Source organism: Halanaerocella petrolearia (genome assembly GCF_054657875.1).
In genome coordinates this window covers 527453-543361 of the sequence record NZ_BAAHXW010000002.1, presented here as the reverse complement: position 1 = coordinate 543361, position 15909 = coordinate 527453, and the positions used below count along the sequence as shown (strand labels likewise).

General features: G+C 33.7%; 17 protein-coding genes. All 17 read right to left on the bottom strand.

Annotation, left to right across the window (positions count from 1 at the left end; all coding sequences use genetic code 11):
• Window positions 1–93 precede the first annotated feature (93 nt).
• The 17 genes from ACYQ39_RS09930 to ACYQ39_RS09850 all read right to left on the bottom strand — a co-directional run bounded on the left by ACYQ39_RS09930 (window position 94) and on the right by ACYQ39_RS09850 (window position 15865).
• Window positions 94–486 carry a flagellar protein gene (locus ACYQ39_RS09930; RefSeq protein ID WP_459842611.1) on the bottom strand — a complete coding sequence of 131 codons (393 nt, stop codon included), beginning with the start codon at window positions 484–486 and terminating at the stop codon, window positions 94–96.
• 61 nt (window positions 487–547) lie between these two features.
• Entirely contained in the window at window positions 548–1276 is a 729-nt protein-coding gene (locus tag ACYQ39_RS09925; RefSeq protein WP_459844334.1) for a ComF family protein, read from the bottom strand.
• A gap of 150 nt (window positions 1277–1426) precedes the next feature.
• Entirely contained in the window at window positions 1427–3265 is a 1839-nt protein-coding gene (locus ACYQ39_RS09920; protein ID WP_459842609.1) for an ATP-dependent helicase ComFA, read from the bottom strand.
• A 186-nt stretch (window positions 3266–3451) separates the two neighbouring features.
• Window positions 3452–4138: an RNA polymerase sporulation sigma factor SigH gene (gene sigH, locus ACYQ39_RS09915; protein WP_459842607.1), complete on the bottom strand. Its 687-nt coding sequence runs from the start codon at window positions 4136–4138 to the stop codon at window positions 3452–3454.
• Window positions 4139–4287: 149 nt separating this feature from the next.
• A complete protein-coding gene (locus tag ACYQ39_RS09910) occupies window positions 4288–5835 on the bottom strand; it encodes an IS200/IS605 family accessory protein TnpB-related protein (protein WP_459842605.1) in 1548 nt (515 codons plus the stop codon).
• Window positions 5836–6094: 259 nt separating this feature from the next.
• Complete coding sequence (locus tag ACYQ39_RS09905) at window positions 6095–7240, bottom strand: DUF362 domain-containing protein (RefSeq protein ID WP_459842603.1); 1146 nt, start codon at window positions 7238–7240, stop codon at window positions 6095–6097.
• A 17-nt stretch (window positions 7241–7257) separates the two neighbouring features.
• Window positions 7258–7383 carry a hypothetical protein gene (locus ACYQ39_RS09900; protein ID WP_459842601.1) on the bottom strand — a complete coding sequence of 42 codons (126 nt, stop codon included), beginning with the start codon at window positions 7381–7383 and terminating at the stop codon, window positions 7258–7260.
• A 113-nt stretch (window positions 7384–7496) separates the two neighbouring features.
• The gene (locus ACYQ39_RS09895; protein WP_459842599.1) at window positions 7497–9224 is read right to left on the bottom strand and encodes an NADH-dependent [FeFe] hydrogenase, group A6; all 1728 of its coding nucleotides are present in this window, start codon (window positions 9222–9224) and stop codon (window positions 7497–7499) included.
• A 110-nt stretch (window positions 9225–9334) separates the two neighbouring features.
• Entirely contained in the window at window positions 9335–11137 is a 1803-nt protein-coding gene (gene nuoF / locus ACYQ39_RS09890; protein ID WP_459842598.1) for an NADH-quinone oxidoreductase subunit NuoF, read from the bottom strand.
• Window positions 11138–11164: 27 nt separating this feature from the next.
• Window positions 11165–11530 (bottom strand): (2Fe-2S) ferredoxin domain-containing protein, encoded by a 366-nt coding sequence (locus ACYQ39_RS09885; RefSeq protein WP_459842596.1) that lies wholly within the window; start codon window positions 11528–11530, stop codon window positions 11165–11167.
• Window positions 11531–11535: 5 nt separating this feature from the next.
• Entirely contained in the window at window positions 11536–12075 is a 540-nt protein-coding gene (locus tag ACYQ39_RS09880; protein WP_459842594.1) for an ATP-binding protein, read from the bottom strand.
• Window positions 12075–12566 (bottom strand): NADH-quinone oxidoreductase subunit NuoE, encoded by a 492-nt coding sequence (gene nuoE / locus ACYQ39_RS09875; protein WP_459842592.1) that lies wholly within the window; start codon window positions 12564–12566, stop codon window positions 12075–12077. The genes ACYQ39_RS09880 and nuoE overlap by 1 nt, the downstream gene beginning before the upstream one ends.
• Before the next feature lie 316 nt (window positions 12567–12882).
• A complete protein-coding gene (rfaE2, locus tag ACYQ39_RS09870; protein WP_459842590.1) occupies window positions 12883–13362 on the bottom strand; it encodes a D-glycero-beta-D-manno-heptose 1-phosphate adenylyltransferase in 480 nt (159 codons plus the stop codon).
• Window positions 13352–14353, bottom strand: coding sequence for a bifunctional heptose 7-phosphate kinase/heptose 1-phosphate adenyltransferase (locus ACYQ39_RS09865; RefSeq protein WP_459842588.1), 1002 nt, complete (start codon window positions 14351–14353; stop codon window positions 13352–13354). The genes rfaE2 and ACYQ39_RS09865 overlap by 11 nt, the downstream gene beginning before the upstream one ends.
• On the bottom strand, window positions 14353–14946 hold the full coding sequence (locus ACYQ39_RS09860; RefSeq protein ID WP_459842586.1) for a D-glycero-alpha-D-manno-heptose-1,7-bisphosphate 7-phosphatase: 594 nt from the start codon (window positions 14944–14946) through the stop codon (window positions 14353–14355). The genes ACYQ39_RS09865 and ACYQ39_RS09860 overlap by 1 nt, the downstream gene beginning before the upstream one ends.
• 14 nt (window positions 14947–14960) lie before the next feature.
• Window positions 14961–15521 (bottom strand): hypothetical protein, encoded by a 561-nt coding sequence (locus ACYQ39_RS09855; RefSeq protein WP_459842584.1) that lies wholly within the window; start codon window positions 15519–15521, stop codon window positions 14961–14963.
• A 74-nt stretch (window positions 15522–15595) separates the two neighbouring features.
• Window positions 15596–15865 (bottom strand): HPr family phosphocarrier protein, encoded by a 270-nt coding sequence (locus ACYQ39_RS09850; protein ID WP_459842582.1) that lies wholly within the window; start codon window positions 15863–15865, stop codon window positions 15596–15598.
• Between the last annotated feature and the right edge of the window lie 44 nt (window positions 15866–15909).

The window sequence follows — 15909 nt, the reverse complement described above, 5'->3', positions numbered from 1 at the left end:
AAATATAATCTAAAATAATAAAAAGGATTTAAAGCAGATTAGCTAGCTGAAAATAAACTATTCTGCCTCAAACCCTTAAATTAAAAATAACTTTTAGTCTCTACTAAACATTCGATGGTTTGATTTATTTTTTTTCTTCTCTTTTTGTTTATTTTTATTACTTTTAAGTCCTTGTTGCAGTTCACCACTACACTCTTCACAGTATTTACCACTATCAATTTCAGTACCACATCGTTGACACTCAACTTTTAGATTAACACCATCCAAAGAAAGGAGACGCCCTTCTCTGATAAACTTCCTAATTATTTCTCTATCTACACCTGTATCTTCAGTGATTTGTTCAAGATTTGCATCAGGATAATCCCATAAGTATTCCTTTACATCTTCAAAATCTTCTTCCTCTTTCTGTTTACATCTAGGACAGATTTTAGCTCCACCTACTGGAGAAAAAACTTTTTTACACCTTTTACACTTCTTAATATCCATCTTTTTCCTCCTAACTGACTTCGTTTTATAATTAATTCTACAAACATATTAATATTCCTTTTTAACTACCAATATCCTTTCCTGTAGCAACAGTAATTACTTTTACTTTTTGAGCCTCGTAATTTAATAAAATTCTACTAGCTGCATTGACTGTAGCCCCAGTAGTAAAGATATCATCTACTATTAATATATTCTTATTCCTGACTAAATCTGACTGTTCTATAGTAAACTTATTCTTTATATTATCTAACCGTTCCTTTCTAGATAACTTACTCTGTTTTATTGTATTCTTTTGTCTAACTAGTAATGATTGTAGAGACAAATTAATCCTACTTCCTAATTCCCGGGCCAACAAATAAGCCTGGTTAAAACCACGCTCCTCCATTCTTTCCTGATGAACTGGAATATAAGTAATTAGATCAAACTGTTTCAAGTCATAGAATCGCCTAGCATATATAGCCAATAATTGACCTAATGGCTGGGCTAAACTACGGTATTTACTATACTTTAACTTCTGAATAGAATCTTTTAACTGCTTGCTATAAACACCTACAGCTCTAGCCTGATCAAAGAATCTCCGTAGTTCTTTACAATCCTGACATAATCTCTGACTACTAGCCACTAACTTACCACACTTCTGACAGTAATTCTCTTTAATAAACTCTATTTCAGAAATACATTCTGGACATAAAGTAACCTCTTGTGGTTCAAATTCACTTCCACAACTAGGACACTGAGGGAAACTAGGATAGACTAACTCTAGTAGACCTGTTGCTAATTTGGATAAAATAGTTTTCCACCTCTTGATTTTAACTTCAATATTCAGTTTAAGTTTGAGATTAAGTCAACCATTTATAAATGAATTTATTTAAGCTCAGACTCAAACTAAAACTTATACTCAACTTACTATTAACTGATTTTAATTGTCAATTCTCAATTTTCAATTGTAAATTTTTTTAAGGTGTCCCTTCTCCGCTGCTTCTCGATTCAAATCTCGAATCATATCTCTTGCCAATTCCATTTCTTCTGTTATCTTATCTCCTACAAAACAGACTCTTCCTTCTGGATACTTAAATGATCGGCCAGAACGACCTGCCATCTGAATTAGTGACTGTTCATCAAAGACGCAATCCCAATGGGCAAATAAAACTAACACATTGGCTTTATCAACTGTTATGCCTCGCTCCATTATTGTTGTGGATACTAAGATAGGATACTCACCAGCAAGAAAGGCCTCTCGTTTTTCATCACGTAACTTATCTTGTGAGTGGCTTCCTTGTACCCAACTTTGACCATTGGCTGTCGGGAAATTATCCTGCAAAGTTTCTACTACTAGCTGAACCAAACTCCGACTAGGTACAAAAACAAAAGCTTGGGCCAACTCCCCTTCAACCCACTGCTCTAGTTTTTCAACTACTATCTCTGACAACTCTACCTGCTCTGTTTCTTTATCATAAATCAAATCTGTTTCTACCAACTCTGGTTCAGGTAGCGGATATCCATGATAACGTGCCGATAACTTAATTAACTTATTATCATCATCCTGTTTCATCTTTTGTAACTGACCCTGACTAGGAGTAGCAGTCATATAGACTAATTTACCTGATAGTTTGCGAGCTTGTCTAACAGCTCGTTGTAACATCTCACTTCCTTGATAAGGAAAAGCATCCATCTCATCTAAGATTACGAGATCAAAAGCCCTATAATATCTCAGCAGTTGATGAGTAGTAGCAATTACTAAATCTGCCTGCTTATACTTATCACTACTACCTCCATACAACGCCTTAACTTCTACCATAGGAAAAGCCTCTTCTAATCTTTCTGCTAGTTCTATTACTACATCCTTACGAGGAATAGCAAATAAGACCTCCCCTCCCTGGCTCAATACTTCAGCAATTACAGAAAATGTTACTTCAGTCTTTCCAGCTCCACAGACAGCCCAGACAAAAGCTTGGCTATAGTCTTGATACCAGAAATCCAACAGAGAATTTGATACTTCAGCCTGTAAATCAGTCAACTCAAACTCAAGATATGGTTGGATATAATCTAGCTTTGCATCTTTTAATAAAGCAGAAATTAAATACAAAGGCCGACATAACCTAGCCTCCCCCATTAATAAGCAGTCTTCACAGTAATAGTCCTGGTTATAGCAATAATTACAGTCTGTTGCTACTACCTCTTGACTACCACACCGTTGACAGATAAGTTCTCTCTCTTGATATCTGATACTAGGCACAACTTCTAATTTATGTAGTAACTTTAGATAGACTAATAATTTGTCTACAGACTCAACTACTACCTTGTTCTGTCGTAACAGCTTCTTTATTTCACTCTGATATAACCTACGCCCTTGAATCAATTGGTAAACTTCTTCAGAGTTTTGTTTAGATGGTAGCCTTACTCTATCTATCTCCTCCTTACCAATCTTTTTACTCATTACTTCCACATCTGGCTCTAAATCAGCTACTAGGTCTCTAATCAGTTCTAACTTCTCCTCTAGTATCTGTTCGAAGGAATCAACTTCCCAGAAGAAACTAAGCAAGCCTCCTAAATCTTGATTATACTCTTTCCCACTTCTCTCTTCTGCAGTAGTAATCTCTTGATAGATATAATCAGCTACTCCCCAACTTAATCTATCTGTTAATAGGTATAATTCTCCTTCTTGTTGATTTATATCTCCTTCAGCAAAGTGAAATTTAGCTTCTAAAGTAGGTCTAGTAGAAAGCCCTACTAAAAATTTATTCGTATCAGCTAAAAAATAAAGCACAGGCTGTTGCACTTTCTTCCTCACCTCATCACTATTATTATACCTTTGATTATAACATTTATTTTATTATTTTACAAAAAAAGGATATAAAGATACTAAAAAACAGTTGAATGATCTGTTAGAGATTCACTTTATTGAGTTAGAAAAGTATAATAACAAAAAAAGCCGCCCTCTCGGACGGCTAATATCTTATGTAAGCTATGTAATTGACAACTCTCCTACTTCAGACTTTAACCTCTGTTTTAGTTCATCTATCTTACGTCTAGCTCGTTGCAAGGCATTATCTACAGTCTTAACACTACCTTCTATCTCAGAGGCAATCTCCTTGTAAGACTTACCTTGGATATAGCGATCAAAAACTTGCCATTCTAACTTAGTTAACTGATCTTTTAACTGTTCAGTTACCTCACCAACTAACTCTCGATTTACATAATCTCTTTCAGGATCATTCTGTTGGTCAGGCAGAATATCCAATAAAGTTCTACCTCTGCCTCCATCATCCTTAGAGTAATTTAATTTCTTATTAATAGAGGTAGAATTATTTAGTGGCATATGTTTTTGGCGATTAGCTGTTTTTATAGCTGATATAAGTTGTCTACTAACACAAAGATGAGCAAAACCTCTAAATGATGCCTCGCGCTTAATTTTATAGTCACGAATTGCTTTATACAACCCTACTAATCCTTCTTGAATTACATCATCATTGTCTAACCCTTTAATGTAGAATAGCTTAGACTTGGAATAAACAATATCAATATTATTATCAATCAAATACTCCTCAGCCTGCTTGTCCCCATTTTGAGCCAACCATACTATATCATTTTCCGACATTTCTTCATACTTGGTAGTATCTTGTTTAGGGGTCTGATTATAGTTGCCAGTCATTACGATATCCGCTGGTTTATGTTTAATCAAAGTTACTAAAACTTGTTCAAATGAGTAACTTTAATTAAACTACAGCGTTGACACCTCCTTTATCAAAATTAGGTATCTTTATCCACTACCTCTATCTACCAACAGATTCGAGAGTGCTTTTAAGATACTTTTTTCTTAATTTCATAATTCCACCTATCTTTAAGTAATTTACTAAACTGATAATCATTTTCTACTTTAATAGGATTACACAACTTTTTCAAATCATTGCAATTCTTTTTTTGATAATTAGGACTTAGCTTAATAATATTTCTAGCTCCATTCAAATCACTATTATAAACTAAGTTGTTTATATCATCAATATATAAACCGCGCTTAATTCGCCTTCCTTGAAAGAAATAATATTTCAAGATTTCCTGGTAGGCATTAATTAAGCTTTTAATCCTATAATATTGATGCCCTTTAGTTTCTTTAAGTTTTTCTTTTAATTTTTTAATCTTATCAAGCAAATTATGAACTTTGTGTATATCATCAGTTTGACAATTACTTTTAGAAGTATATGACTCATCTACAATAGTTACTTTTATTCCAAAATCTTTGGCTTTATATTCAAGATATTCTAGTAATTTAATAAAAGGTATTTGAATAAAATTTTGTTTAGTTTTCTTTAATAATTTGCATTCTCCATTATTTTTTAACTTACTAAGATTTTTAGAGATTACTAATTCAGTTACATTGTGTTTATCTAAATACTCTAATATTCTTTTACTTATTTTATGAAATTGATCATAAAAGAAGTTATTTCTTTTCTCAAACAAATAACTTCTATATTGTTTAAGATAATCGATTTTATCTTTATTAACATTATTCTTATTTTTTAAAGTATCTATAGTATTATTTAATTTAGCTGTAAACCGATTAAAGTTAGCATTATAGGTTTTATACTTTTTACCATCTACAATTAAACTAGGGCTATCTTTATCCTTTATGTAGATACTAGCTAGATTATTAACTCCAACATCAAGTCCAGCTATTTTATGTGGCTTATCTTTATTACAACATTTATTTACTTGATGATGATAAGTAATAAGCAAATAGAGCTCTCCATTAGAATAATGTAAACTTATATTTTGAATATTATCTATATCTCCATCAACTAATTGTTTTACTTTATTACTATTAATTTTAATATACTGTCTACCTCTATCATGGTCTAAAGTAATACCTAATCTATCTTGACCTTTTTTCAAATAAGATAATCCTAGTCCTTTATTATTATCTATTAAAAGAGTATAATGACTCATTTTAGATAACTTTTTAGGTTTAGGTGGGTTTGCCTGACTATCTCCATTTTTTCGTTTACTATAAAAGGAATTAAAATCCTTTTTTACTTTCTTTATAGTCATGACTAAATTATCTTTTTTTAACTTTGTACCTGTATTAATTAAATCCTGCATTAATTGATGATTTTTATATTTATCTTTAATATAAGATACTTTATCAGCATAAGAGCCACCTTTAGTATCACAAATTACAGCTCTCATTACATAAGGATTAGCAATTAATTTCCTATCACCAATACCTTGCTTATAATCCTGCTCTAAAAGTATAAGCAAAATATTTTCAAAATGTCTAGTTAAATATGCCTTTTCAATTGCAAAATTTTTAAATTTTTTATCCTTAATTAGTATCTTACTTGTTCTAAGCAACTTAGTTTCACGTCCTTATTTTAATTTGCATATTTATTCGAGCATTTCATATCCAAAACGAATGAGCTTATCTGCATAATTTAAAGCTGAATCCCATTCTCTTAATGCAAAAATAACTAACTATTATTTAACTCTTATATTCTAGTAGTTGTCAAATTTTATATACATAAATTAATTTAATTAACCATATAAAAACTATTACAACTTTATATCACAATAATCGACTTAATTATACCATACTTCCCTACAACATTCAAAATCAACCCCAAAATTTTTTGGCCCATTTTGCTACCTTAACTACAGCATGTTCATTAACTTCAATAGCCTCTTTAGGACATAATTCTTGACAGCATAAACACTTAATACAGTCTTCTGGCTTAATCTCTATTCTATCTCCTTCTTCTACAATTACTTTTTGGGGACAACTCTGCAGACATCTCTTACACTGAACACAATCATTCTGTATAATTTCTGGACTAGATAATAATGATTCAAACATTGAACTTAATAACCAACTAGGTAGCCAATTTAAAGCGGCATTAGAAGGTAATTTATAATCTTTATCAGTCGACTCAAAATCACCTACTACTTTAATCTGATCTAAATCATTACTTCCTAAGTCTCGACTACTAGCAATCTCAGCAATAGGTACCTGATCTGCCTTATAGCCTAAATAAGAAGCAGCTACTGTATCTAAGGCTACTAGATCAGAACTAGCTAAAATAGTTCCAATCTGACAGGTATCTCCTGTCGTTCCTGGCCCATTTCCTTCTAGACCAATAATACCATCCATAATTGCTAAATCTGGACTAACTAAACTGAATAGATCAACTACTAAACCAGCAAATTCACGAGGGTGAGGATATAGTTTATGATATTCTGCCTTCTTCATACCTGGAATACAGCCATACAAATTCTTAACTGCCCCTGTAAATAGAGTTAAGCTATGAGTCTTTAACTTAGGTAAAGAAATAATAACATCTGAGGATAATAAAACTTTAGGTAATGGAATCTCTTCTCCTTGAGGAGAAATTAATATCTCTGTAGCTACTCGATCAAAGTTAATAAATTCAACTCCTGCTTCTTGACAGATTTCTTCCATACCAGTCTCCTTAAAGGCTTGCTGAGTAAGAGATTGATTAACCATCATCCCTCCTGAACTCTCACCTACTATTACTTCTCCTCCTACCTCTGTAACTAACTTAATTACTGCCTTAACTATAGTAGGGTGAGTTGTAATTCCTTGCTCAGGGCTATGAGGACTTAATAAATTAGGTTTCAATAGAACAGTATCTCCAGGAGTAAAAAATTCCTCTATTCCTCCTAATAATTCTATACTCCTACGCACCTTATCTATTATTAATTGTTGGTCATAATCATTACATTCTATAGATGATACCTTCACTTCACTCCCCCTTTTTTCTAAACTAACTTAGATAATAAACTTTCTAAATCGCCACCTAATACAGTATAAATAATAGTCACCAAAATTATTACTATAGCAACTAATATAGTATCTTCAAATGGGTTTAAATCATTTCCTTCCATATAATTGCTCCTCCAGTTTATTAGTATTATACCATAAATCAGAGTAGGATTTAAAATACTATAAACAAATAAAAAAAGACAGACGAAAAAATTTCGCCTGCCTTACTAAAAAATTAATTTCTATTCCGTTTCTGATAATTAGTGTGTAATAGATGATGTGCTTTTTCACTTAATGGATTTTCTAAAAAGTCATTGTATACTCTCTTAATCTCTGGATTTTCATGTGATTTACGAATTTTATCAGATTGATCAATATTATATAGTCCCTGACCACGCTTAGCTTTAATCTCTTCAGAGACAGGATATGGCTGACCTCCACCACCAACACAACCGGCTGGACAAGCCATAATCTCAATAAAGTCATAATCAGCATCACCAGTTTCAACCTGGTCTAGTAAGTTAGCTGCATTACCTAATCCATGAGCCACTGCTACCCTAACAGTCTGGTCATTAATATCTACTGCTGTTTCTTTAACACCTTCTAAACCACGCACCTCTTCTAAATCAAGATGTGGTAGTTCTTCGTTAGTCAACTTCTCATAAACAGTTCTTAAAGCAGCTTCCATTACACCACCAGTTGTACCAAAGATAGTACCTGCTCCTGTAGCTTCACCCATCATTCTATCATATTCTTCATCTTCAAGACCTACAAAATTAACTCCAGCCTCTTTGACCATTCGAGCTAGAGTCCGAGTCGTCAAGATTGCATCAGTATCTTGGAAACCACTATCTTGTAGCTCTTCTCTTTCTTTCTCAAACTTTTTAGCTGTACAAGGCATTACTGCTACTGTATAGATACTCTCAGGATCAACATCCATCTGCTCAGCATAATAAGTCTTAGCTAAGGCAGAGAACATTGACATTGGAGACTTTGCAGTAGATAAATTATCTAATAATTGTGGGTAATTATGTTCACAGAACTTAACCCAACCTGGACAACAAGAAGTGATCTGTGGCACATCAGATTCTTCATCTTCTAGTCGTTCCAATAATTCATGACCTTCTTCCATAATAGTCAAGTCAGCTGCAAAATCTGTAGAGAATACTTTATCAAAGCCTAATCTCCTTAGAGAAGCCGCTAATTTACCAGTAACTACTGTACCAGGTTCCATACCAAATTCTTCTCCTAAAGTAGCTTGAATAGTAGGTGCAGTCTGAACTACAACATGTTTCTCTTCATCTTCTAAAGCAGACCATACTTTATCAGCTTCACTAATTTCAGTCAAAGCTCCTACAGGACAGACTGTTACACATTGACCACAATTAGCACAATTGATTTCAGCCTGTGGAATATCATAAGCAGTCGTTACTACAGAATCAAAACCACGTTCTGTAAAGTCTAAAGCAGAAACTCCTTGAATCTCTTCACAAGTTCTTACACAACGACCACATAAAATACATTTATTTGGATCTCGCTTAATAGACGGGCCAACTTCATCAATTGGATGTTCATTCTGTTCTCCATCAAATCTAACATCAGTAATGCCAAACTTTTCAGTAAGATCTTGTAATTCACAAGTCCCACTTCGTTCACAAGTTAAACATTCATTAGGATGATTAGCCAATAATAACTCTAAGTTCATCTTACGGGATCTTCTTACCTTACCACTGTTAGTGTTAATCTCCATTCCATCTTGAGCTGGAGCTACACAAGAAGCTACTAAATCTCCACTCTCCTCATTTTCTACTACACAAACTCGACAAGAACCATATAAACTTAAGTCCTCATGGTAACATAAAGTAGGAATCTCAATTCCTAATTTCTCAGCCGCATCTAAAACTGTAGCATCTTCTTCTACTTCAACCTGCTGACCATTTATTGTCAAAGTAATGGTAGCCATTTCTTTACCACTCCTTCTAATTGCTAATAAACTATCTAAGTATTTATATTTTATATCTAGTTTCGAATTAAAAGACTAATTTTGTCAACTAGCACTTGTATTCACATTCACTAACATTGAGCAATAGCATCAACTGGACATTTTTCTTCACAAGCTCCACAAGCAATACATTCATCCTGATCGATTGTATGAACTTCTTTTGGTTCTCCTGCAATGGCACTTACTGGACAGATCTTGGAACAAGCAGTACAACCAATACAATCATCTTCATCTATCTTATAACCGGATAATAATTCATCACAAGCACCTGCTGGACAACTTTCATCATAAATATGAGCTTCATACTCATCTCTAAAGTACTCTAAAGTACTTATCACTGGATTAGGTGCTGTCTGACCTAAACCACATAGAGAAGTATCCTTAATAGTCTCACCTAACTCTTCTAACAACTCAATATCTCCTTCTTGACCTTCTCCATCTGTAATTCTTTCTAAGATTTCTAACATACGTTTTGTACCTTCTCGACAAGGTGTACACTTACCACAAGACTCACTCTGAGTAAAGTCTAAGAAAAATCTTGCTACATCTACCATACAAGTGTCTTCATCCATTACTACTAATCCACCAGAACCCATCATTGCTCCAGCATCAATTAAAGAATCATAATCAATTGGTAGGTCTAAATGTTCTTCTGTTAGACAACCTCCAGATGGTCCTCCAATCTGAACAGCTTTGAATTCCTTATCATCAGAAATTCCACCACCAATATCATAGATAATCTCTCGAACACTAATTCCCATTGGTACCTCAGCAAGACCTGTATTATTAATCTTACCTGTTAGAGCAAATACTTTGGTACCCTTACTTCCTTCAGTACCAACCTTACTATAATCATCAGCACCTTGCTTAATAATAACTGGTACATTAGCAAAAGTCTCTACATTATTGATATTAGATGGCTTACCCCATAAACCTTTCTGAGCTGGGAATGGTGGTCTTGGTCGTGGCATACCTCTTTTACCTTCAATGGAATTCATTAAGGCTGTCTCTTCACCACAAACAAAAGCTCCTGCTCCTTCTTTGATATGTAAATCAAAGCTGAAGTCGGTGCCAAATAAATTATCTCCTAATAAGCCATACTCTTCGGCTTCTTCGATAGCATTACGTAATCTATCAACTGCTAGTGGATACTCAGCTCGAACATAAACATATCCTTCATCAGCACCCATAGCATAACCACCAATAATCATACCTTCAATTAGGCGATGTGGATCTCCTTCTAATAAACTCCGATCCATAAATGCTCCTGGATCACCTTCGTCAGCATTACAGATAATATACTTCTTATCTCCATCAGCATCAGAAGCAAATTGCCACTTTAGACCAGTTGGGAATCCACCTCCACCACGGCCACGCAGACCTGCTTCTTTTATCTCATCAATTACTTCTTGAGATTCCATTTCTGTCAAAGCCTTACCTGCTGCTTCATAACCACCTTGAGCAACATACTCTTTAATATCTTCTGGATCAATCTTACCACAATTATCTAAAGCAATTCGCTGTTGTTTCTTATAAAAATCAATATCATGATAAGAAGGAATATTTTCCTCTGTAACTGGCTCTTGATATAATAATCGCTCTACTCTTCTACCTTTCAGTAAATGTTCTTCTACAATTTCTTCTGTATCTTCAGGCTGTACTTCACAGTAGAATACTCCTTCAGGATAGACAATCATAATTGGACCTTTTTCACAGAAACCATGACAACCTGTTTCTACTATCTTAATTTCAGTATCTAAATCCTTCTCTATTAACTCTTCCTTTAAAGCATCTTGTACATCTTTACAACCAGAAGAAACACAACCTGTTCCTCCACAAACTAGGATATGAGATCTATAAATAGAATCTGCCATTCTCGTTACCTCCTTATATCTCTTTAATTACTCATCTAATTTAGCTACTACTAGGTCCTTTACAACATTACCATTTACTACGTGATTAACAATAATCTTCTGTACATCGTCTACTTTTACTGGCCCATAAGTAATTCGATCCTGACCAGGTAACTTAACATCAACTAATGGCTCCTTTTCACACATACCAATACAACCAGTCTGTGTTACAGTTACATCTAACTCTCTCTTATTTATCTCATTTACAATAGCCTTCATTACTTTTCTAGCTCCTGCTGCAATACCACAAGTCCCCATACCTACAATTACCTTTGGCTTATTAGCTGTATCTCTTGCCTGTACGTCTTTTTGGGCTTGTTCTCTTAACTCTCTTAATTCATCTAAAGATTTCACAATAGTCACCCCCGCAATTGTTCTAAGTTATTGGTTAAGTATTTTTCTACCCACTGTAATACCTGAGGATTATTTATACTTAACTCCCCACCTAACTCAGCTTTGATCTCTCTTGTATCAAACTCAAAATTCTGACTATCAACTTGATGATAATATAAGAAATCAACCTTTGGACTCGAAGTTAAACAAGCTATAATAGTTCCTGCTAAATCACCTAATGGTGCTCTGTCTATATGACTTAGCTTAAAAGTAGCCTTTACTCTAGTCCCCTCTTCTGGTCTAGACTTTAATTCAAAATCTCCCTCACACCTTTCAGCTGCTGCTTTAAAAAGAGGAAGTCCTAAACCAACACTTCTTGTATTTCGTGAAGTCCAAAAGGGATCTAAAGCTGCTTTAGCTTCCTTCATTCCCTGACCATCATCAGTAATTTCAATAGTTAACTGATCCTCTTGACTATCTTCATTTATTACTAACTTAATTAAACTAGAATTAGCTGTAATTGAATTCTGAATAATGTCTAAAATATGAAGCGACAGTTCACGCATTATTTATACTGTTCTAAAACCTCTTCTACTTTATCAGCTGTCATTCGACCATGAGTATCATCATTAACCATAATTACTGGAGCTAATCCACAAGCACCAATACAAGCTACAGATTCAAGAGTAAACTGTAAGTCCTCAGTAGTACCACCATCATCTACTCCTAACTGATCCTTGATTTCTTCTAATACTTCTCCTCCTCCACGAACGTGACAAGCAGTTCCCATACAAACTCGAACAATATTCTCACCTCGTGGTTCTAAATGAAACTGCGAGTAAAAAGTAGCTACTCCATAAACTTGACTAAAAGATAAATCAAGCTTATTAGCAATCTCTCTTAATACTTCCTTAGGTAAGTAACCATACTCTTCTTGAGCATCCTGTAAAACTGGAATTAAATCTTTTTCTTTCTTTTCATAACCTTCTAACATTCTTCGTAATGGTTCTAAGTACTGTTCTTTGTTCTCCTCTTCATTTCCACATTGACAGGCCATTATACTAGTACCTCCTTTTTATTTTCAAAATGTGAATGCCTTCACTTGGATAACTAAAGGGTTAAATTTTATCTTCTATTTGATTATAAAATAAAGTATTATATTTTGTCAAAATTGATAATTAAATAACAATCTGTTGAAGATTATATAAATTAAAATAATATAAATATTAGGCAAGATTTCAAATACATTATTTTACTATAGTAGATAGTCTAACTATTAATAGTATACTTAATATAAACTCTTATGTAAATATTTACCTTATTAAATAAAAAAGGAGGCGCTAAAAGCGCCTCTAACAATGAAATATTCAGTTTTACGTATACCGCTCTAAAATTTTATTAATAATTTCTGTTGTAGAAGCTCCTTTAACTTCAGGAACCAATTCAATCTGGCCACCATAAGAACTAACTACTTCTGCTTCAGGTAATTCTTCTATCTGATAGTCTCCACCTTTAGCATAAATATCAGGCTTTAAAGTAGCAATTACATTATTTGCTGTCTGTTCAGGAAAAATTGTGATATAATCTACCATTTCTAAGTTAGCTAACATTTCAGCCCGTTCCTCATCTGGAATCAATGGTCTTTTTTGGCCTTTTAAAGCCTTAACAGAAGCATCACTATTCAATCCAACTATTAATAAGTCACCATAATTTCTTGCTTCCTTTAAATATCGAGTATGACCTACATGTAATAAATCAAAACAACCATTAGTAAAAACAATCTGATTTCCTTCTTCTTGTTTGCTTGCTACAATCTTCTGTAACTTAGCCAACGGATACACTTTATTCTCCATCTTTACCCGTCCCTTTAATTACTTCAGCCAACTCTTTTCTGCTAACAGTAGCTACACCTAATTTTCTAACTACAATTCCTGCTGCATAATTAGCCAACTTCATTGCTGTTTCTAAAGAAACTTTACTAGCTAAAGCAAGTACCAAAGTTCCAATTACTGTATCTCCAGCACCAGTAACATCAAAAACCTCAGCATAATTTGAAGCAGGAATATGAACTGTTTCTCCTTGAGCAAATAACTGCATTCCTTCTCCACCTAAAGTGATTAACATTGCTTCAGCATCTAACATTTCTTTAAGTTGCCAACCAGCCTTCTCTACCTTTTCTGGTGTATCAAGACTGAATCCTACTGCTTTTTCTGCTTCTTCTTGATTAGGAGTAGCAATTGTAATCCCTTTAAAACTAGGTAGTTCATATCGAGAATCAACAGCAATAATCTTATTATAATTATTAGCTAATTCTATTACTTTTTCTTTTAGAGTATCAGTAAAAACTCCATTGCCATAATCAGACAATAATATAGCATCAACTTGATCTATAACTTTTTTTATATAATCTAATAGCTTGTCCTCAATCTCTTTAGAGATAGCATGAGTCTCTAAGTTATCAACTCTAACTACTTGTTGTTTCACTGTATGTCCACCACCAGCTAAAATTCTAGTCTTAACTGAAGTAGGTCGAGATTCATCAACTATTAATCCCTCTGTCTCTAACCCTAACTCATCTAAAGTATTAGTTAATCTCTGGCCTACTAAATCATCACCAATAATTCCTGCTAAATAAACCTTCCCATCTAAAGAAGCTACATTATTAGCAGCATTACAACCTCCACCAGGTAAGACTTCATGATCATCTTGTTCTAGAATTAAAACTGGAGCTTCACGGGAAATACGTTCTGGTTGGCCAGTAACAAACTCATCAGCAATCATATCACCAACTACTAGAATATCTTGATTACTAAAATCAGATAAGCAATCTACTAGATCTGACATTATTGCCCCCTCTCTTCAAGGTCTAACAAGATCCACTCTACTGCATCATATAGATCTTCTGCTATATAATCTGGCTCTACTTCCCAGTCAGATTGATCGTTTTCATAATTCCCTCGCCCATAACCAGTTAAAACAAGAATACCTTTCGCATCTACCTTATGGGCCAACTCCACATCACTGATCTTATCTCCTATCATATACGACTTAGTTAAATCTAAATCAAAGTCCTCAGTACCTTGTAATAACATACCTGGTTCTGGTTTCCTACAATTACAATCTTTATTGAATTTACCTTCACCTACATCAGGATGATGATGGCAGTAATAAATTTCATCTAAATAAGCTCCTTCTTCTTCTAATAAATCCTCTAATCTATTATGCACTTTTCCAATCATCTCTTCTTCAAAATAACCTCGAGCTACACCAGCCTGATTAGTAGCTAAAAGTGCTTTAATTCCTGCTTGGTTTAACTTTTTAACTGCTAAACCAGTCCTTGGTAACAATTCATAACGCCAAGGATGGTTGACATAACCAATTTCTTTACTTACTGTTCCATCACGATCCATAAATACGCCTACTTGATCTAATTCCATAATCCACCTCTCCTTTAGAAATAATACCTCATTCCTACATTTAATCCTTCAGTCTTAGCTTGACCAGTAAATCTTCTGTGTTCTACTTCTAGATAAACTTTTTCAGTTAATTTATAATCAAAACCTAATGTATAGCCTATATAATTATCTTGAGCCCCTAATAGAAAATCCACACCAGCATTTAAGTCTAATTCACTTGTTTCTGCCTTAGAAACTAAAAATCCAACTCGAGGCGAATCATCATCTCCATCTAATTTAATATGATAGCCTACTATAGCTGATAGATCAAAGTCCTGTTTATCTACAACTCCAATCTTAGCATTTAAATCAAAAATATTCTTATTATCTCCACTATCTTTATAGTAAGTATACATTCCTTCAATCCCTATATTAGAAGATATCCCCATATCACCTTCTAGATTAAGAGAAATCAATTCACCATTCAAAGTCTGAGCCCCATAAGCAATTGAAGTATCATAAGGATTAACTTCAGCCTGCTGTAAGGCAGAAACAAAATTGGTATTGGCTATAATAAGTCCTAGTACTAAAACTAATACTGCAAATCTTTTCTTCATCCTAATCCTCCTTAATTATTTTATTATTGCAAGAGCATTATAGCATATTAATACCAATAAATCATTTCCAATTATTAATTATCTTCATTAAATTTCTGGTTAATTAACTCTATAATTTCTGCTACAGCCTCTTGCTCATCTGGCCCATCGCCTTGAATAATAACCTCTTCTCCACAACCAACAGCCAAAGACATCAAACTAACAATACTCTTTAAATTGGCTTCTTTATTACCATAAATCAACTTTAAACTAGAATCAAATCCATTAGCCATATCAACTAACAAAGCAGCTGGTCTAGCATGAAGGCCTGTCTGATTACTAATCTTTATTTCTTTTTCTAGCATTTTTATCACCTCATAATAAGTATTAACATAATTAATTAATTATA

Coding starts and splice junctions, on each gene's coding strand:
- ACYQ39_RS09865 (WP_459842588.1), bottom strand. CDS start 14,353: ATGTCAGATCTAGTAGATTGCTTATCTGATTTTAGTAATCAAGATATT.
- rfaE2 (WP_459842590.1), bottom strand. CDS start 13,362: ATGGAGAATAAAGTGTATCCGTTGGCTAAGTTACAGAAGATTGTAGCA.
- nuoE (WP_459842592.1), bottom strand. CDS start 12,566: ATGGCCTGTCAATGTGGAAATGAAGAGGAGAACAAAGAACAGTACTTA.
- ACYQ39_RS09850 (WP_459842582.1), bottom strand. CDS start 15,865: ATGCTAGAAAAAGAAATAAAGATTAGTAATCAGACAGGCCTTCATGCT.
- ACYQ39_RS09860 (WP_459842586.1), bottom strand. CDS start 14,946: ATGGAATTAGATCAAGTAGGCGTATTTATGGATCGTGATGGAACAGTA.
- sigH (WP_459842607.1), bottom strand. CDS start 4,138: ATGACTGGCAACTATAATCAGACCCCTAAACAAGATACTACCAAGTAT.
- ACYQ39_RS09930 (WP_459842611.1), bottom strand. CDS start 486: ATGGATATTAAGAAGTGTAAAAGGTGTAAAAAAGTTTTTTCTCCAGTA.
- ACYQ39_RS09880 (WP_459842594.1), bottom strand. CDS start 12,075: ATGCGTGAACTGTCGCTTCATATTTTAGACATTATTCAGAATTCAATT.
- ACYQ39_RS09895 (WP_459842599.1), bottom strand. CDS start 9,224: ATGGCTACCATTACTTTGACAATAAATGGTCAGCAGGTTGAAGTAGAA.
- ACYQ39_RS09900 (WP_459842601.1), bottom strand. CDS start 7,383: ATGGAAGGAAATGATTTAAACCCATTTGAAGATACTATATTAGTTGCT.
- ACYQ39_RS09855 (WP_459842584.1), bottom strand. CDS start 15,521: ATGAAGAAAAGATTTGCAGTATTAGTTTTAGTACTAGGACTTATTATA.
- nuoF (WP_459842598.1), bottom strand. CDS start 11,137: ATGGCAGATTCTATTTATAGATCTCATATCCTAGTTTGTGGAGGAACA.